Genomic DNA, 18,338 nt, shown 5'->3' with positions numbered 1-18,338 from the left:
GGTATGAGCCTTATAAAATATCCTATAAAAAATTACCAGTTCACCTTGATTATGGTGTTGATGGTGATGGTTGTGGCCATTAGTACGGTGCTTACTATGCCGCGCTCAGAAGATCCGGAAATGAAGCCTGTGAATTTTCCGGTGACCGTGATCTATCCGGGAACGAGTCCCAAAGATATGGAACAACTTGTTGTTAAACCATTGGAAAGCCGATTCTACGCCTTGGATGGTATCAAACGGTTAAAGACGACAGTTAGTAATGGTGTTGCTTTTATCTTTGTCGAATATGTATATGGAGAGGATTACGATGCGAAATATCAGGAACTTGTTCGGGAGCTGAGCGCTGCCCGAAATGAACTCCCTGCCAATATTTACAGTGCAGATGTTCGAAAGATTGACCCTACGGGAGTCAGCGTTATCCAGTCTGCTTTAGTTTCGGAGAGTGCCTCCATGGCTACCATGAAGAAATTAGCAGACGACCTTAAATCACGTCTGGAAAAAGTGCGCGCCTTGAAAGATGTGGAGATTAGTGGCTTGCCGGATCAATTGGTTCGGATTGATCTCGATCTTCCTAAGATGGCGAGCTTAAAAATCCCTATGGATCAAGTGATTCAATCCATCCAAAGTGAAAACCAAAACATACCAGGAGGGAGTGTGTTGGCTGGTGGGCGTACGTTCAGTGTGAAAACCAGTGGCGACTATCAGAGTATTGAAGAGATCAAAAATACGATTGTTGCGAGTGCACAAGGACGGAATATCCAATTGAAAGATGTCGCGGATGTGTATCCAACATTTGCACAGAAGACACATATTACGCGGTTGAATGGTTATCAGGCTCTTTTGGTCAATGCTGCTCAAAAGAGTGGTATGAATATCAGTAAGACCCAGGAAGAATACCAGCAAGTGCTCGATGAGTTCCGAAAAACCTTGCCGACGAATGTCGATTTTATTGTCAGTTTTGATCAGGCAGATCAGGTAAACACGAGGTTGAGTGGGCTTGGGGTTGATTTTATCATTGCTATTACACTAGTGCTGTTTACGTTGCTACCACTCGGTACGAGAGCATCGTTGGTGGTTATGATCGCTATACCGCTCTCGTTGGGTTTGGGCTTAATAGCCATGAACATTGTTGGATATTCCCTTAATCAGCTGAGTATTGTCGGTTTTGTCGTTGCGCTGGGATTGGTGGTCGATGATAGTATCGTGGTGGTAGAGAATATAGAACGTTGGATGCGCGAAGGTTATTCGAAGGTCGATGCCGCTATTAAAGGGACGAGCCAGATCGCATTAGCGGTTGTAGGATGTACCGTGACGTTGGTTATTGCTTTTTTGCCCTTGATGTTTATGCCGGAGATGGCGGGCGACTTTATCCGGAGCATGCCTACAGCCGTTATCGCTTCGGTGATAGGATCGATGTTTATCGCGCTGCTGGTTGTTCCCTTTCTGTCGAGTAAATTGTTGAAAACACATGGCACAACCGAAGGTAATTTTATCCTAAGAGGACTGCAGAAATTGATCCATAGTACGTATGCTGTTTGGCTGGACAAAGCGCTGAAACATCCGAAACGTACGGCGGTTATTGCCTTGTTTATATTCTTTGGTGCAGTAGCCTTGATTCCATTGGTGGGATTCTCATTGTTTCCGCCTTCGGAGAAGCCGCAGTTTATGGTGCAGATTTCATCGCCACTGCAGGGGAGTATACAAACCACTGATAGTATCACGAAGCGCATCGAAAGTGATTTGCGAGCGATCTCATCTGTCAAATATTTTACCAGTAACGTAGGTAAGGGAAATCCGCGAATCTACTACAACATGAATCAGGGAAATGAAAATGTGGCTTACGCCGATATTTTTGTTCAATTGCATACGGATGTAAAAGCGCGTGAAAAGGAAGCTCTTATCGAACAGCTTCGTCAGAAATGGACATCTTATCTGGGGGCTAAGATTGAAGTGAAAAATTTCGAACAAGGGGTTCCGGTACTATCCCCTGTGGAAGTCCGCTTGTTCGGCGATAATTTAGATACCTTACAAAGGTTGGCAAGTGATGTGGAGGGCTTGTTGAAAGCTACGGCAGGAAATGTGTATGTAAACAACCCCTTGAAGAATAAAAAGACAGATTTGCGGGTGCAGATCAATCGGGAGAAGGCTATGGCGCTAGGCGTACCCACCGCTCGTATTGATCAAACGATCCGCGTTGCTTTAGCGGGCTATGAAGTGGGTATGTATACCGATCCAAGTGTGGACGATAACGAGTATAGGATCACGGTCACTGTTCCGCGGGAGAATACACCAAGTATGCAGGTTTTTGATGCTATTTATGTTAACAATGTGCAGGGAACAGCTATTCCTTTGTCGCAGTTGGCAGATTTATCTTTAGAGTCTTCTCCATCAAATATTTACCATCAGAATAAGCAACGTATGGTATCTGTGAATTCATCCGTAGCGAAAGGATATACCAATGATGAGGTGATTAATGCAGTAATAAAGAAAATGGATTCCTTTTCTTTTCCTGCAGGGTATCATTATGAAATGGGGGGTGAAGTAGAGAGTAGGGAGACTGCCTTTGGTGGTTTCGGGACCATCATTTTGATTACGGTGTTTCTTTTCATTGCTGTTTTGGTGTTGGAGTTTAAGACCTTCAAAAGTACATTGATTGTTTTGTCGGTTATTCCTTTGGGTATTGTGGGAGCGATATTAGCACTTTTGGCCACTGGCAATACCTTATCTTTTGTGGCAACAATTGGTTTGGTTGCTTTGGCAGGAATTGAAGTAAAGAATACGATTTTGTTGGTTGACTTTACCAATCAGTTACGGCGCGAGGGGATGGAACTCAATGAGGCCATTGAACAGGCTGGAGAAATCCGTTTTCTGCCCATTATTTTAACATCGCTAACAGCAATCGGAGGGTTATTGCCTATTGCTTGGTCTAGTAACCCGTTGATATCGCCTTTGGCTATTGTCATGATTGGTGGTTTGATCAGTTCTACGCTTTTGTCTAGGATTGTTACGCCGGTCATCTATAAGCTTATTCCTCCTGTGATCGAGAAGGATTAACAACAAAAAGGGACATTCTGCAGTTGAGAATGTCCCTTTTTTAGGTATATAGCTATACCCAATAGCCTTTCTTAATTAGGCAACGTCGCGCAAATCGACTGGTACAACACGAGAAACGCCTTGTTCCACCATAGTCACACCGTAGATAATATCGGTGCTTGCAATGGTACGTTTGTTATGCGAAACGATGATAAACTGCGAGTTCTTCGAGAAGTCACGTATGATATTGTTAAACTTGTCGATGTTGGTGTCATCCAATGGCGCATCGACTTCGTCAAATATACAGAAAGGGGCAGGCTTCAATAAATAGAGCGAGAATAATAGTGCTGTCGCTGTCAATGTTTTCTCACCGCCTGATAACTGATTGATAGACAGTGGTCTCTTTCCTTTAGGACGTGCAATGATGTCGATATCAGACTCCAAAGGGTTGTTCGGATCCGTGAGTACCATGTCGCAGGAGTCCTCTTGGTTGAATAGCGAACGGAAGACCTGAATAAAGTTCTCTCTTACCGTATTGAAAGCATGCATAAATTTATCATTCGCTGTTTGATCAATTTCGCTGATTGTAGCCATTAGCGAGGCTTTTGCTTCCAATAAGTCGCCTTTTTCCTTGGAAATAAACGTATGTCTTGCATTCATTTCGTCATAGGCTTCTTTGGCCATTGGGTTGATAGAACCGTACGTCTCCAGTTGTTTTTTGAGTTTATCGCATGCGTCGACAAGTTCCTGCTGTGAGGCCTCCACCTCTGGTGTATCTGCTTCAAGAAGGGCATTGAGATCGATGTTGAATTCCACCGCCAAACGCTCCTTTAGGCTGTTAAGATCGAGCTGTAAAGCGTTTTTCTTGTCTTTTAGTTCGGAAAGCAGGAAGTCGTTCTGATCTTTGTTTCTTCTCAATTGGGTCATTTCGTCTTCCAGGTCATTCACCACTTTGCGCGAGCCGTAAAACTCTTCTTCCATCTCTTGCAAACCTTTTTCCAGACCTTCTTTTTGGGCATACATGGCGATAAGATCATCGTCATTGTTTTCCGAAAAATTCAACGCAGCTTGCATAGCGGTTTTAACTTCATCAAACTCTGCACTATTTTTAGCGATTCGAGATTCGAAGGATTCTTGCTGACTTTCACGGTACTCCAGGTCTTTTTGTAGACTGGAGACTTTGTTCTGCTGTTGATGAAAACGGATATTTTCTTGGTTGAAAGCTGTTGATTTCTCGTTCAGTATGTCCGATATCTCGGCGAAAGCTTCTTGGAACTCGAAAATCTCTTGTTGTTGTTTTTCTATTTCCGCTTTCAAAAGCACCAGTTCGGGTTCCGTTCGTGCCAATTCTTCTTCAATGGTCGCGATCTTGTTTTCAATGTCTTGTTTCCGATTTTGACTGTTGGTGATGAAGGATTGATACTGCTCTTGCTTTGTCTTGACGGTAATGAGCTCATTGTTTAAACGGTTCAGTAAATTGCGCAGCTCATCAATGATATCTTTCTGCGAAGAGATACGTAAGGTGGCTAATAAGTCAATATCGGCTGTTTCTTTACCTTGTAGCGTGTCAATCTGCGCATTTAGATCTTTAATCTCCTTACTTAAGTTTTCCAGGTTTTTTGCACGTCCGATACGTTTTCCTTCAAACAAGCCTACGGATCCGCCACTAAGGCCTAGGCAGTTTTTGGAAAATTTGCTTTCCGGATGCAATACCACGATTTTATCTTTTGGAAGTTCCTCTTCCAGGGAATCCAGTTGATTTGGTTTCAGTAAGAAAACATGTTGCAGCAGTTGTTGACAGAGGGCAGCATACTTTTTATCGACTTTAATGACATCCAATGCAGGCGTCAGTTTATCGGTAGGCAATGGCTGTGCTGTCGATTCGACCTGCTGTACGGCGTCTAAAACGAAAAAGTTGGCTCTACCGCGTGAAGCATCACTTAGCAATTGGATCGCTTGTACCGCCTCTTCTTGATTTTCCACAACGTAGTGGTTCATCACAGGCTCTAGGTAGTTTTCGATTGCTACGCGATATTCTTCTTGACAGAATAAAATGTCTGAAAACAGGGGGTATGACTTTTTCCATCCGGCATTTTTGCGTAGAAATTTGATCGATTCAGGAAAGCCCTCTAAATTATCAACCAAAGATTTGGTCAAATTGTATTCATTCTGCTTGGCATCGATCAAACGGGATTCCCGGTTGATCAGATTTCTTGTTTCCACAAGCCTTTCTTCGACTTCTTTTACCTGCCGTTGCAAGTTGTCTTCCGCTTGTACAGCGGCATCATATTGATACTGTTGTTGTTCAACGCGTTCTTCGAGTTCGGATACTGCACGGTTAAATTCCGTTAATTCCTCTTCTTTGGAGCTTGTATCTGTGACATTTCTTAGGGATTCTTGTTGCAAAGCATCCTTCTGAATATGCAATACTGCGATTTCCTTTTCCAAGGCATAGATTTTACGCTGCAATTCATTTCGTAGTTCGCTTATCGCATCCAGTTTGGATTTCGACGATTGTTGTTGGTTACGCAGTTCTTCGACTTCCACCTTATTTGTTTCGAGAGCAGATTGGTAGCCATCGAAGATGTTTTGTTCGGCGTAAAGTTCCTCATGCAAACGTTTCATGGTTTGCACGACATGCTCCAACTGCGTTTTATCGTTTGCTAATTCCGCCGTTAGACGAGCTTCTTTGTCTTGTAAATGACGCATTTGCTCGTTTTTAATCTTTTTATCCGATTCATATGCCCTGATCTTATTGACATATTCGTTTGTGCTTTTCTGCTGTGTGGCCAGATTTTTCTCCTTCGCTAGGATGTCGTTGCGGAGCGTCTGTAATTGATTTTCGTTGGTTTCAATTTTGGTTGCTGCCTCCTGGATCTGCGTCTGTTGGTTTTGTTCTTGCTCGTTGATGCGTTCTAATTCTGTACTGAATGTCTCCAAACGATAGTAAGCAAGACCTATGCTGGCCTGTTTATATTCTTCTTTAAGCTGGAAATATTTGTCGGCTTTCTTCGCCTGTGTTTCCAGTTGTTTTAGGTTCTTATTGATCTCGAACAGCAGGTCGTCTACCCTTGATAAGTCAGCCTCGGTGTCTTTTAGTTTGGCAAGTGTTTGCTTCTTTCTAACCTTATATTTCGATATCCCAGAAGCTTCCTCAAACAAGTTGCGACGTGAATTTTCCTTATTATTGATGATCTCATCGATCATTTTTAGTTCGATGATAGAATAGGAGTCGGCACCTAAACCCGTGTCTAAAAACAGATCTGTAATATCTTTCAGACGACATTTTACATCGTTTAACCGATATTCGCTGTCTCCGTTTCGATACAGTTTACGCGTGATGGTTACGGTAGAGAATTCCGTTGGGAGAAGTTGGTTATTATTTTCAAAAGTGAGGGATACCTCCGCTAGATTTGCAGGCTTACGGTTTACCGTGCCGTTAAAAATAATATTTTCCATCTTTTCCGAACGCAACATCCGCGTGCTTTGTTCGCCCAATACCCAGCGTATGGCATCTACAACATTGGATTTTCCACAGCCATTCGGTCCCACAATAGCCGTCACACCCTCATTGAAATTGATGGTGATTTTATCGCCAAAGCTCTTAAAACCCTTAATTTCTAATTTTGTCAATTGCATATGTAATGCCTTATTCCTCGTAAAAATTGAAGGACGAAAATACAGTTTTTTTTGTAAAGTTGTGAATCGGCTGTGCGCATGTAACGTATAACCTTGCAACCTTAATCGTGGGGATAACCTAGCGCCTAATAGGGAGTGCTGTTGGCAGGTTTTGCGCTGTGCATGAGGGGAAAGTTGATAGGGAAGCTACTGTCTATAATAGAGGTTACAAAGTGGCGTCTTTGTAAAACGATTTTGAACGATCACTTTGTAACCTGTTGTACCATATCTATCCTCAGGGGAGCAATTTTGGATCGAAATTCTCTACCTGCTTAAACAGTTTGTCGATATCTAGGTTCAGATCCGTATACTGCTCGATGTAAATGTTCATGGTCTTGTAGTATTCCTCTTCTTGGCGCTTGAAAAAGCTAAGTGATCCTTTGAAGTCATCTAAATCTCTATCAAAGGCTACTAATTCTACGGCACATTCTTTATAGTTTGCGAATACATGGTCAAACTTCGCGAAAGCGACCTCATTCATCCAGGTTTCGAATTCGGCCGTACGATCATCGTAAGCGTAAAATGCCATGGCTGAATCCGCTAAGTCAGGTACAAATTCATTGAGCGCCTCCTCTATACGTTGAAGAGCTGTTTGAAGTTGGATGGTGACGATAGGTTTATCGGGATTTGTGGGCAACATGACTTCTAAATGCTTGAATTTATCTCTTGCTTGCCTGTAAAATTCGTCTATTTCCTCCAATTGAAAAACGAAATCGCTGGCGGTTGTCCTTGCATTTTTAACTTCCTGCTGCAGTTGATGGGTTTTGTCGTGTAACTCTTCGTAACAGGCCAAAGCCTCTTTCTCATAAGCAGGCGCGGTGACTGTCGTGTTTACGCGAAGTAAGATCGTGCGTAAAGGATGCTGTATCGTGATGTCGTCTATTCGTTCCATGGTTGTATATAAAGTTAGTAAAAAAACGTTGCGTATGCTGGATTTAAAATGATACCCTTGATGTTCGTCGGAATCCAATAACCTGCCTGTATTCTTTCGAGAGTGCAACACTCTTGTGAAAGTTGTAAAAGCTTTTCATGCGGTTCTTGTATTCGAAGCAAAAAAAGCGAAAACAGGAGGAAGTGCGTTGTGACTTCCTCCAATTTGGCTATTAAACAGCAATCGCACTTACGATAGGACTGAAATTCGGTTCGGTGTCTGTACCGATATAAGAAACCCGAAATTCATAGGTCTGCATCATTTCCAATGCGCTGATTTCCAGTGTCGATTTGGAATGAAGAACAGATGTCCATGCCTCTGTGTCTTTTTTGCGGTAATCGTAACGGTAGATACGTGCATATTTCCAAGGATTTACCTTGATCCGGAGCACGCCCGTACCCACTTGTACATTGCTGATCGTTACACCCTGTGCTTGCGGTGTTTTACCTGCATTTCCTCTGAGGCTGGATGCGGTAAATCCCGCTGCTACGATGATTTCTGCATCACCTTTTGCGATGGCATCTACATAATGGGATAGGCGATAAATGATTTCCTGTAAATCCTTACCTGTTTTCCCTTTTATGAGTACGGCTCTTGTATCGCGGAAATTGGCTTCGGCATACGCTTCACGGTATGTCGACAGACTGCCTTCCAAACTGGCTAGAGTCGGGTTAGGCTCTGGAAATAAGGAGATATTTTGTGTCATCTTTAATAAGATGCCTTCTGCATAGCGCAACAATCCGGTTGCGGTACTGCTTTTGAAAATGGGTTTAATCATAACATTTTACTGTTTTAAAATTATTTAATGACGCTGTATCGATACAATACAAAGGTGGGGGATAAAGCGATTGCAAAACAGGAAATTTGTGCCAAAATCAGGGGGGTAGCGAAAAACTTTTTGGCACAAATTTCCTGTTTTTAGAAGGCGAAAAGAAGTTGTTTTTGTCTTTAAAATATTGTTTTTTGTTGTTTAAAGGTTGTTTTTGGACTAATTAATTTAGTTTTTGGGTAAAAGTGTAACTCCTGTGATTTTGGCAAAACCTCCTGTGATTTGGAGAAAATCACAGGAGGTTTTAGTCTGCGCTGCTGTGATTTAGTTCGGCACTGCTGTGATCCTAGGGAAATCACAGGAGGTTTTAGTCTGCGCTGCTGTGATTTAGTTCGGCACTGCTGTGATCCTAGGGAAATCACAGGAGGTTTTAGTCCGCGCTGCTGTGATTTAGTTCGGCACTGCTGTGATTTGGAGAAAATCACATGAGGTTTTAGTCTGCGCTGCTGTGATTTAGTTCGGCACTGCTGTGATTTGGAGAAAATCACATGAGGTTTTAGTCTGCGCTGCTGTGATTTAGTTCGGCACTGCTGTGATCCTTGGGAAATCACAGGAGGTTTTAGTCTGGGCTGCTGTGATTTTGTTTGGCACTGCTGTAATTCTAGTAAGATCAGATGAGGTTTTAGTCTAAATGTTTTAAAACAGTTATCTAATTCAGAGAATACATATTCCGCCTATGATTTGAAAGATATTGGAGCAGTCTACGATCTTATGGTGAAGTATAATCCTAATGATTTAAGATTATGGATGGATGCAATTTATTTTAACGCTAATGTTCTCGATAAGGAGGAGAAGGTACGAGGGATGGCTAGTGAGCTAGCTTATGAAATTAGTTCAATCTTTAAGCAGATAGGTGCTATCAGAAAAGAATTGGGATTGTAAATCGTTCATTGGACTCAGATTATTATCGAGTAATCCGATTAGGTTAAGTACTTTTTGACTTAAAGTAAGAGAAGTCTACAAGCTTAGAAAGAGAAACCTCCAAAGCATTTGCTACTTCAAGCAAGGTATAAAGTGTCGGATTAACTTTTCCGTTTTCAAGTTTTTCAATCGCCTGACGGTCTTTGCTGCAAGCTCTCGCTAAATCGGACTGGCTCCACCCCCTTTGTTCACGAAGTTCGATAATGCGTTTACCTAGTTCTTTTTTTAGCTTATCTCTATCCACGGATCAAATGTCAATTAATTTGCTGACAGTTTTGTCATATAAAAAGTTGACAATAAAGAATGGATAGTTATATTTGTCGTATAATTATACGACAATGAAAAATTCAAGAAAACTCAAAATTCATACGAAACACCAAACTAGAGCTTACGGAGCGACAACTACAATCCCAGAAATCCGACTTAAAGGAAAATGGCTTGACAAGCTTGGCTTCAAGCAAGGACAAATGGTAATCATTGACCAAAAGAAAAACAAATTGATAATAACGGTTGACAAAGGGCATAAATAAATATGCCTAACAAGGCTTTGGTAAGATCTGGCAATGCGTTGGATGCCTATTCCGAACCTTTAGGTAAAATTGCAGATAATCGTTTTGTTGAAATTTTATAATATGATAGCCTCATAACGCCTCATAAATCGTTGATTTGTGGAAATATTATACTAACTTTAAGAAAGGCAATAACAAAAAGCAACGATATATGACAAAGGTTTGGGGAAGTCCTTTTGGAGCCTAGCCCAAGCCTTTGTATGTTACAAGCCGACCTAAAAGACGAGATAGCAAGAAATGGAAATTTGGCAATACATAGAAATTTTAAGACAACCTAACAAGACTTGGTTTTTCTCAATGGACAATACCTCAGAGAAGATTGACGCCTTGACAAAAATTGCCAGTGATGGTTATCCAAGCCTTATATACAGTTTGACAGAATTTTTAAAAGATGACAACAAGGAAATAAGGGAAACCACTTGTCAGACGATCACTCACCTATTCAGAAAAATTGACAGTAAAAAGGGATATTACGACACCCTTAAGCACTGCGGGATTTCGAAAAGTGACATTGACTTTTATGAAGCAAATTTTCCGAAGGAACAATATGTAGAGTTATTGGCAATTAGTTCATTAAACGGCAGTGGTTATGTAAGAGAAAAAGCAGTTAAAAAACTTTCACAGGTTGACAGTTCAAGAGCTATACAATTTTTAATCTATCGTTTAGCTGATTGGGTTTTGTCAGTTCGACAAGCTGCATTAAACGGTATTGACAACTATAAAACAACCAATTACATTGATAACTTAATTGAAAATTTGCCAATTTTTGAGTGGTTACAAAAAGTTGAACGGACAGATCTAAGTGGAATTTACAAAGATATTATTGAGTTCATTGCTTCCACAAATAGGACATATGTAATTGGCAACTTCAAAAAATATCCAGACAAACTTAGAATTTTATTAGCAAAGCACATTTCAAGTTTGCTCAGAGACAATTCGCAAGAATTAAATCTGTTCTTAACCGACAAACATTTTTTGATTAGGAACTTAGTAATAAACCATTTTGACAAACTTGAACAAACTGAAATCGAACAATTATTGAATGATAAATCAGCTAATGTCCGACTTCAAACACTTTATTGCTTAAAAGATCAAAACGGCTTTGAAACAACTGTAAATAAATTTTTAGCGGACTATTCAGCTACAATAAGACATTTTGCAAGGTTTTCGCTTAAACAATCAAATATTGACTTTGCTGAATTTTACAATGACAACTTACAAGAAAATATACAAGTCATTGGGTCATTAAGTGGGCTTGCTGAAACAGGAGGTAAGCAGTACTCAGAAACAGTTAAGTCATATCTGAAAGACAAAAAAATAAGAGTTAAAAAGACAGCGTTTTTAGCTCTTTGCAAACTTGATGAAGAACGTGCTTTTGACTTTGCATTTGCAAACCTTGATAGTAAATATCTTGGACTTAGAAACGTAATCATTGAATTTTTATCACACATTCCGAGACAAGAAGTTTTGACAACGGCAAAAGGCATTTACGAAAGAGGCAATTATGACTTAAAAAAGTCAATGCTAAAACTCTTTAATAAAGTTGGCGGTTGGACAGCAATTCCCGACTTGATGATTGGAACAATAGACGAAAATGAGAACATAAGAAAATTGGCGTTAGGCTATTTGCAAATTTGGAGAACACGAGCAGTAAGACTATTTTCAATACCAAAACAAGACGAAATTGATAGAGCAAAACAGATTTTCACTTTCGTAAAAGAGACACACGAAGACAAGCAATATTTTAAAACAAACCCGGTAGATGGACTTGACTTTTACTTCAAATAAAAGAAGGCCAGCTTGTAACAGGCGTTTGGCTCAATGGCGGATGATGATAAAAATATTGGATTTTTGATAATAGTAAAAACTACACCTTAATAACATCATCCAAAGTAAACCGTGTCATACAGCCAAGTGGATTTTAATTGTCCATATCAAATATTACCAATATACCTACTTCTTCATTCAGGTGTATTAAAAAAAGGTAATCTACATTTTTGGATGAACGTTATTATTGAAAATAATGGGAAAGCTATATATTTAGAAAATAAATAAACGAAATTCATTCGATAAAATTCTTCTAATTAAACTAAACATGAACCATAACTTTTTTTCTAACTTATTTCTTGGGTTATTATTAATAATTTTACCAGAAATGGGCTTTTCTTCAAATATTTGGAAGAGGGCATAAGAGGCAAAAAAATCGAAATTATAACCCGATATTCTTCAATAAACTTCTAAAGATAAAATCGGCAAGAGAAAGTATTACCTCTAAATCTGGGGGAAGTATACGATACAATGGAGGATGAGAAATACTACCTTCTGTATCGTTATGTTTTCCCAGCCTTCCCAAAACGTATTTACATAGGAAATGTCCACGAATGCTTCACACAAACACGAATGAAAATAACCCGGCCATTCCATATGACCTTTAAAAAACAGATAATTTACATATGAAATTAAATCCTTAATCATGCCGTTATCGGCAAAAAACAGGAATATGTGGTTGTAATTTGTTGTATACTTGCCGATAACGGCATCTGTAATCAAAAGCTATGAATTATATTTCAGTAAGTGAGGGAGAACAGCAGGAACATCGACTAATATATTTTAGAAGTAATGATAAATAAAACCATAAGATTATTTATCCTTTTTACACTTGTGAGTTGTGATCTGGAGACTAATACGGTCAATCCGCAGATGTCGAAGACAATATCTGAATCCAGACAGTATGATTTATTGTTGTCTGTTGGTAGTCCAGTCGATGATGATGGTAATGATTTTATAAAAGAAGTATGGCTAGAGAAGTCTTGGAAAAACTCTATCAAAAATGGGAAGAAATACAGGGAGTTATTAGGAAGTATAAATCTGGTCGCATCATTAAATGAAAAAGTTAGTGGGAGAGACAGTACAGATTTTTGGTATATCATAGATACTGTTGGAAGTCGTGCCGGCTCGGGCAATGGAGTTTATGATCTGCACGTTGCTAAATTGGTAGATTCTATTCAGTTATTTTTGCTGAAAGGTCTTGATTCTAAGCCTATTGATTTAGGAGTTTATAAGTTTCGGAAAGTTCAAAAATAATCAGTTACGTATATTAGGCTATGACTTTACGTGTGATCTATCAAGTAAAGGAATATGAGAAGTATATTTAGTATGGAGATGTAGAAAAGGGAAAGCTTTGTAGTCATCAAAGCGGATATAATCAATAATGTCGCAAGTGAAATGTGGAATTGTAACAGGAGTTGCTGTCTTTACCTTAGGCAGATTTAAAAAGCAATTTTTAATTTGTAAGCTCCTTGATGTTAATGGACGTCCAATAAACTATCAGGTCTAAACAGTATGTTATGAAAATATTATTATCCGTGCTTTTTCTGGCAAACTTCTTTTCCTCTGCATCCTATTTTATAAAAGGTAAGGGGTTTGAGGGGTATATCTTTTCGATTGACCATTTTGTGCTTATAGATGTTAAAGGACAGAGTTATCGTCCTGATGAAAAAGATATCAATGCTGCAGAAAGACTGTTAAAAGAAAACCTTAAATCGGTAAATACCCCATCGATTAATCAGGGTAATAAGGGGTGTCCGGTTATTCATAAGAATCTCAAAAAATATGTTAGGCAGTATATTGGAGTCATCAATGAAAACGGTGATAAGGTTCTTTGGGTAAACTTTGTCTGGAAATCGGGCGCAGATAGAAAGAGGCTCTCTGAAGATATTGAAACTGTCTTGGATGGATGTAGCCGTTATTGGAACATCAAAATTAATGTTGATGAAGGGATACTTTATGATCTTCGCGTTAACGGAGAAGCCTAAAAATAGAGCTGCAATTTGAAAGTAGAGACTCTTTATGTTGAACTTTTCTGTTGCAGCTATCTTTGCGTAGTCAACTTTTGTCAAATGTTTTCAGAATAGTTTCATTATCTCATATAGAGATAACAATTTATTCATAGCAATGGTGTCGCTTTATGTTGTTTAATATTGTGTCAACCTGTTAAAGTATAGTTGGTTATGTTGTTTTTTTTTCTGTAAGGCGAAGTGCGTCTATAGAGACATATTGGCCAAATATTTTGTATTTTAGCTTCGCTAAAAAATATGTTATGTGCTATGCTATAGCGACGAACCAACAAACGAAACGACTACTGACAATTTTAGTAACGATACTTCTATTTGGTTGCGGACATACGGAAAAAAAATCTGACGGAAAATGGAAAACTATTGAAGTTGGTTACTACCTTTTTGACTTTCCTGCCGACTTCGAATTAGTTCCTGAGAAAGGTATAGACTCTTATGTCGGGATGATAAAAGGTGACAGTATGTGCTTCGGTTTTGACTTTGGTTATTATTCTAGTGACTTTGAACCAACTGCACAAGAATATTTAGACAATGGCTTTTGGAGAAATGAATTGTCGTATCGTTTTATGAAAGAAGGAATAACATACGATCAGAGAAATACACCAAAGGTTGATATAATGAGTATTCGACCCGCGACAATTCAAGACAGCACAATTGGAAAAGGTTGTGACTATGTTGCAAAATGCAAACACGACCAAACCGAGTTCGATATTGCTATTTATATTCCAGACGAAATCAAACAAACGAATTATAGTATTGATACTGTAGACTACCAATACAGGAAAATTGTGTGGTCAAAAGACCCACGAAAAGGTACAACAGGAATTTATATTCGAGATATGAATGGTTTCAATGAATCAATTAATGGCTATTTGGCTTTATCTATGGCGACATTTAACTTGACAAGCAAACAACAAGAAACAGCATTGAAAATATTTAAAACAGGACGAGTTAAAAATCAATCGGAGTAGAAGCATAGGACATAACAAGGATTTACCTTCGGTGCTGCGCTGTGGTTGCGTCAGGCGGGCTGACGTTCAAACTTGGAGTTTTGTGCTTCTAATGAACTTTATTAATAAATTAAAACTTTTTGCTCCGAAACCCGCCCGAACACAAAGCGGCAAAACGTTACCAGAGCTATTATAGAATGACACGACTACGGCAGAAATACGGACTACTAATTATTGGAATTTTACTCGGCATCGTTTACGGACTTGTGACACGTTTTGTCTTTGGTGAAAAAGCAACTTTGGCTTCAATAACTTATTTGTTCATTATTCCGACAATTTTAGGTATTGTTCCTCTTATGTTTGCAAACAACGACCAACTCAAATCCTACAAGAACATAATTTTTATTCCCTGGCTGACAGTTGCTACTTTCTTTTTGACGATGTTTTTAATCGGAATAGAAGAGTTTATTTGCTTGCTTATTCTTGCCGGGCCGTTTTTTATACTTGGAACGATCGGAGCATTTATTTACCGGCTGATTCAAATTAACGAGGAAAAAAATAAAGGGAAACTCTTAACTCTTGTTCTCATTCCTTTCCTATTTGCTCCCATTGAAGAATATATTAAAAGTCCCTCAGTGACTTTTAACATTGAAAGTGAAGTAATTATTTCAGCAACACCCGAAACGATTTGGAATAATATTGTTGAAGTCAAGACTATTCGAGAAAATGAATACGATGCTGGATTCTTCAATGATATCGGTATTCCAAAACCAATTAGTGCGACTGTTGACGGAAAAGAAAGTGGCGGACAACGTATCGGAAATTTTGAAGGCGGGCTTAAGTTTATTGAAACTATCACTAAATATGAACCAAACAAAATCGTTTCCTTCGACATAACAGTTGACCCGAAATCTGTGAGACCAAATGTTTTTGACCAGCACGTTTTGAATGGCAATTACTTCACGTTTGTTGACGCAACATATGAACTTGCACCTCTTGAAAACGGACAAGTAAAACTGAAACTTTCATCGAATTATCAATTGACTTCAACAATTAACTTTTACGGTAAATTCTGGGGCGACATCATTTTAAAAGACTTTCAGGACAGGCTTTTAGACGTAATAGAGAAACGATGCGAAACGAAAGAATAACTGTTAACAAGGATTTACCTTCGGTGCTGCACTGCGGTTGCGTCAGGCGGGCTGACGTTCAAACTCGGAGCTGTGTGCTTCTAATGAACTTTAGTAATAAATTAAAACTTTGTGCTCCGAAACCCGCCCGAACGCAAAGCTCCAAAACGTCACAAGCAATTATTAACGACAATGAATAAAGTCACAATCATTATTTTGACAATCCTTACATTAGGATTTGGACAGACATTTGGGCAAACGGACAAAAACGGAAATCCCGTGTTCAATTCTGTTTCTACTACCGAAAAATCGTTTGACGATTTTTTGCTTATCTCTAATTATTACACACTTAAAAACAACATTGAGAACAAACAATCTTCGGTGTTCGTTTCTGACAATCCAACATTAGACCAAGTTGAAAAAGCGGCAGTCAATCTTCCTTCGGACTTTTTTATATTGACAAAGGAAAGCAAAATGGTTGTTTTGGTTATGTTGCAGAACGACCCTAAACGACAATTTATGACGATTGAAATGCGAACAAATCAACAATCGACTTTCACTTGCAACCTTATTGGCGACATTACAGAAAATAGAGCCAACGAAATCATTAAAGAAAAATATGACACGACAGCAACTATTGACAACGGAAATTTGAAATTTAACGGCAAAGAATTTAAAATCATTTCAAGCCAAGAAATTGAACAGGCTGTTTCTGTCCTAATCAAAAAAGAGAAATTAGATAAAAAGAAGCCGTCAGACGTAATGGTACCCTCAAAGAATGAAATTAATTCCTTCGTACTTAACGAAACCAAGGAAGGTGGCAAACTTGACTTTTTTACGGAAATCAAAGGGAAAGAATATGACGGAGTTCAAATAAAAGCAGGAGTGTTTACGACAAAACAAAGTGTTGCTCTTTACAAGTGGGGACGGGCTTGCTTTGATATTGGCATTAATACAGTTGAAGACGCTTACGAGATATTTGCCGAACATAAAGGTAAACCTGTAAACGAACGGGACAAAGAATATATTAAAGCAGGATTTTACAAAAAATGGGAAAAATAACTGCTGGTAACAAGGCTTTGCCAAAAGCGGGGTTGAAAAGCTTCTATTGAACTTTTTTGTTAAAAATTTCCGCCTTCGGCAAGCTCCGAAAACGTTATGCAGCATTTTACCGAATGGATACCCTAGCAAACAAACTGACAAATAATTTTACAATATGAAAGAATATAAAATATCAAAAGGATGGGCAATTTTTATATACATCGGTGCTCCATTATTAATTGCACTATTTTGCTGGATTTTAATAATGCCTTTTGTTCCATCAATGAAAGATGATATGAATCCTAATGTATTTTGGTTTCTGATTCCAATCTCATTAGGGATGATTGCGTTAATGATAGTAGGACTTTTAGACACGGTTAAGGGAAAATTCGTTATTGATAGTGACAAAATTTATGCGATCAGTACTTTTTCAAATAGACAGCTAATGTTTAATGAAATCAAAGGATACAGGATAACAGACAAGTATATATTCATAGAATCAAATAACGAGCAGAAAAAGAAAATTAAAGTCAGCACATATGTTGGAAAGGTAAATGAAATTGAAGAATGGTTATCAGAACACTATTCAGACCTTGATATTATACAAGCTAATAAAGAAAAGGAAGAGATATTAAATAATGAAGAGCTTGGGTGGACGACAGAGCAAAGAGAAGAGAAACTAATAAAAGCACAAAAGACCGCTAAAATTTTAAATTGGACAGGTGGAGTAATTGGAGCTTGGACTTTATTTTTAGCTAATCCTTATGAATACGCAATTATTGCATCAGTAACGTTTCCAGTTATTTGTGTAATTGTATTGAAGTATTTCAATGGACTTATCAGAATTGACGAGAGAAAAGACACTGCCTATCCGACAATTTTTTGGGCAATATTTGCAACCAGTATGGGCCTTAGTTTAAGGGGATTATTAGACTATAATATTTTTGACTATTCTAACGTTTGGACACCTTCTATATTAATTACCTTGACCTATATTGCATTATTGACCATTCGAAATAAAGAATTTAAGTTTAATAAGGCGAAGGACTATTTGACCATTCTTGGTTTTTCAGTCTTTATGTTCGGCTATGGTTATGGTGCGGTAGTAACTTTAAATTGCATATACGACAAATCAGAACCTGAAATATTTAATGCAACAGTATTAAACAAGCGAATAAGCTCAGGTAAATCGACCACCTACTATTTAGAGTTGACACCTTGGGGACTACAAAAGGAAATTGACGAAGTTTCAGTTACAAAAGATTTATACAATAAACTCGATCAAAACGATAAAGTGAATATTTACTTTATGAAGGGACGATTTGATATTCCTTGGTTTGAGGTAACAGAATGAAAAAACAATGACCGGATAACATGGTAGTGCCAAAAGTGTGGCTGAAAT

General features: G+C 38.6%; 14 protein-coding genes. 10 read left to right on the top strand and 4 right to left on the bottom strand.

The genetic code is table 11. The annotated features are described in order from the left end of the window. The first annotated feature begins 3 nt into the window (after nucleotides 1-3). Nucleotides 4-3,054, top strand: a complete 3,051-nt coding sequence (locus tag ACSZOX_RS18275; protein WP_437921628.1) for an efflux RND transporter permease subunit — start codon at nucleotides 4-6, stop codon at nucleotides 3,052-3,054. A 75-nt stretch (nucleotides 3,055-3,129) separates the two neighbouring features. On the opposite strand, the gene smc is transcribed toward ACSZOX_RS18275, so the two are convergent. From smc to ACSZOX_RS18260, 3 genes are all read right to left on the bottom strand, one after another. Continuing rightward, nucleotides 3,130-6,672, bottom strand: coding sequence for a chromosome segregation protein SMC (gene smc, locus ACSZOX_RS18270; RefSeq protein ID WP_437921627.1), 3,543 nt, complete (start codon nucleotides 6,670-6,672; stop codon nucleotides 3,130-3,132). A 274-nt stretch (nucleotides 6,673-6,946) separates the two neighbouring features. Then, nucleotides 6,947-7,603, bottom strand: a complete 657-nt coding sequence (locus ACSZOX_RS18265; RefSeq protein ID WP_437921626.1) for a hypothetical protein — start codon at nucleotides 7,601-7,603, stop codon at nucleotides 6,947-6,949. A gap of 211 nt (nucleotides 7,604-7,814) precedes the next feature. Further along, nucleotides 7,815-8,420, bottom strand: coding sequence for a hypothetical protein (locus ACSZOX_RS18260; protein ID WP_437921625.1), 606 nt, complete (start codon nucleotides 8,418-8,420; stop codon nucleotides 7,815-7,817). Between the two features lie 732 nt (nucleotides 8,421-9,152). Here ACSZOX_RS18260 and ACSZOX_RS18255 point away from each other — a divergent pair. Next, nucleotides 9,153-9,353: a hypothetical protein gene (locus ACSZOX_RS18255; RefSeq protein WP_437921624.1), complete on the top strand. Its 201-nt coding sequence runs from the start codon at nucleotides 9,153-9,155 to the stop codon at nucleotides 9,351-9,353. 43 nt (nucleotides 9,354-9,396) lie between these two features. On the opposite strand, the gene ACSZOX_RS18250 is transcribed toward ACSZOX_RS18255, so the two are convergent. Then, a complete protein-coding gene (locus tag ACSZOX_RS18250; protein WP_437921623.1) occupies nucleotides 9,397-9,636 on the bottom strand; it encodes a helix-turn-helix domain-containing protein in 240 nt (79 codons plus the stop codon). A gap of 94 nt (nucleotides 9,637-9,730) precedes the next feature. Between ACSZOX_RS18250 and ACSZOX_RS18245 the strand changes: the two genes are divergently transcribed. From ACSZOX_RS18245 to ACSZOX_RS18210, 8 genes are all read left to right on the top strand, one after another. Next, entirely contained in the window at nucleotides 9,731-9,922 is a 192-nt protein-coding gene (locus tag ACSZOX_RS18245; protein ID WP_437921622.1) for a SymE family type I addiction module toxin, read from the top strand. Nucleotides 9,923-10,198: 276 nt separating this feature from the next. Continuing rightward, nucleotides 10,199-11,749 (top strand): HEAT repeat domain-containing protein, encoded by a 1,551-nt coding sequence (locus ACSZOX_RS18240; RefSeq protein ID WP_437921621.1) that lies wholly within the window; start codon nucleotides 10,199-10,201, stop codon nucleotides 11,747-11,749. An 831-nt stretch (nucleotides 11,750-12,580) separates the two neighbouring features. Continuing rightward, nucleotides 12,581-13,045 carry a hypothetical protein gene (locus tag ACSZOX_RS18235; RefSeq protein ID WP_437921620.1) on the top strand — a complete coding sequence of 155 codons (465 nt, stop codon included), beginning with the start codon at nucleotides 12,581-12,583 and terminating at the stop codon, nucleotides 13,043-13,045. Nucleotides 13,046-13,308: 263 nt separating this feature from the next. Next, nucleotides 13,309-13,776: a hypothetical protein gene (locus tag ACSZOX_RS18230; protein ID WP_437921619.1), complete on the top strand. Its 468-nt coding sequence runs from the start codon at nucleotides 13,309-13,311 to the stop codon at nucleotides 13,774-13,776. 284 nt (nucleotides 13,777-14,060) lie between these two features. After that, nucleotides 14,061-14,786: a hypothetical protein gene (locus ACSZOX_RS18225; protein ID WP_437921618.1), complete on the top strand. Its 726-nt coding sequence runs from the start codon at nucleotides 14,061-14,063 to the stop codon at nucleotides 14,784-14,786. Nucleotides 14,787-14,962: 176 nt separating this feature from the next. Continuing rightward, nucleotides 14,963-15,916 carry a hypothetical protein gene (locus ACSZOX_RS18220; RefSeq protein WP_437921617.1) on the top strand — a complete coding sequence of 318 codons (954 nt, stop codon included), beginning with the start codon at nucleotides 14,963-14,965 and terminating at the stop codon, nucleotides 15,914-15,916. Nucleotides 15,917-16,087: 171 nt separating this feature from the next. Continuing rightward, complete coding sequence (locus ACSZOX_RS18215) at nucleotides 16,088-16,957, top strand: hypothetical protein (RefSeq protein WP_437921616.1); 870 nt, start codon at nucleotides 16,088-16,090, stop codon at nucleotides 16,955-16,957. 154 nt (nucleotides 16,958-17,111) lie between these two features. Further along, the gene (locus tag ACSZOX_RS18210; RefSeq protein WP_437921615.1) at nucleotides 17,112-18,290 is read left to right on the top strand and encodes a hypothetical protein; all 1,179 of its coding nucleotides are present in this window, start codon (nucleotides 17,112-17,114) and stop codon (nucleotides 18,288-18,290) included. Nucleotides 18,291-18,338: the final 48 nt, after the last annotated feature.

The sequence above is a fragment of the Sphingobacterium sp. LRF_L2 genome, from assembly GCF_965644235.1.
Classification (GTDB): Bacteria; Bacteroidota; Bacteroidia; order Sphingobacteriales; family Sphingobacteriaceae; genus Sphingobacterium.
Note: the sequence above shows the minus strand (reverse complement) of the source record. Positions and strands in the feature narration are given on the sequence as shown.

What these genes read in the sequence shown, in the direction of transcription:
- ACSZOX_RS18275 (WP_437921628.1), top strand. Translation starts at nt 4, where the DNA reads ATGAGCCTTATAAAATATCCTATAAAAAATTACCAGTTCACCTTGATT.
- smc (WP_437921627.1), bottom strand. Translation starts at nt 6,672, where the DNA reads ATGCAATTGACAAAATTAGAAATTAAGGGTTTTAAGAGCTTTGGCGAT.
- ACSZOX_RS18265 (WP_437921626.1), bottom strand. Translation starts at nt 7,603, where the DNA reads ATGGAACGAATAGACGACATCACGATACAGCATCCTTTACGCACGATC.
- ACSZOX_RS18260 (WP_437921625.1), bottom strand. Translation starts at nt 8,420, where the DNA reads ATGATTAAACCCATTTTCAAAAGCAGTACCGCAACCGGATTGTTGCGC.
- ACSZOX_RS18245 (WP_437921622.1), top strand. Translation starts at nt 9,731, where the DNA reads ATGAAAAATTCAAGAAAACTCAAAATTCATACGAAACACCAAACTAGA.
- ACSZOX_RS18240 (WP_437921621.1), top strand. Translation starts at nt 10,199, where the DNA reads ATGGAAATTTGGCAATACATAGAAATTTTAAGACAACCTAACAAGACT.
- ACSZOX_RS18235 (WP_437921620.1), top strand. Translation starts at nt 12,581, where the DNA reads ATGATAAATAAAACCATAAGATTATTTATCCTTTTTACACTTGTGAGT.
- ACSZOX_RS18230 (WP_437921619.1), top strand. Translation starts at nt 13,309, where the DNA reads ATGAAAATATTATTATCCGTGCTTTTTCTGGCAAACTTCTTTTCCTCT.
- ACSZOX_RS18225 (WP_437921618.1), top strand. Translation starts at nt 14,061, where the DNA reads ATGTGCTATGCTATAGCGACGAACCAACAAACGAAACGACTACTGACA.
- ACSZOX_RS18220 (WP_437921617.1), top strand. Translation starts at nt 14,963, where the DNA reads ATGACACGACTACGGCAGAAATACGGACTACTAATTATTGGAATTTTA.
- ACSZOX_RS18215 (WP_437921616.1), top strand. Translation starts at nt 16,088, where the DNA reads ATGAATAAAGTCACAATCATTATTTTGACAATCCTTACATTAGGATTT.
- ACSZOX_RS18210 (WP_437921615.1), top strand. Translation starts at nt 17,112, where the DNA reads ATGAAAGAATATAAAATATCAAAAGGATGGGCAATTTTTATATACATC.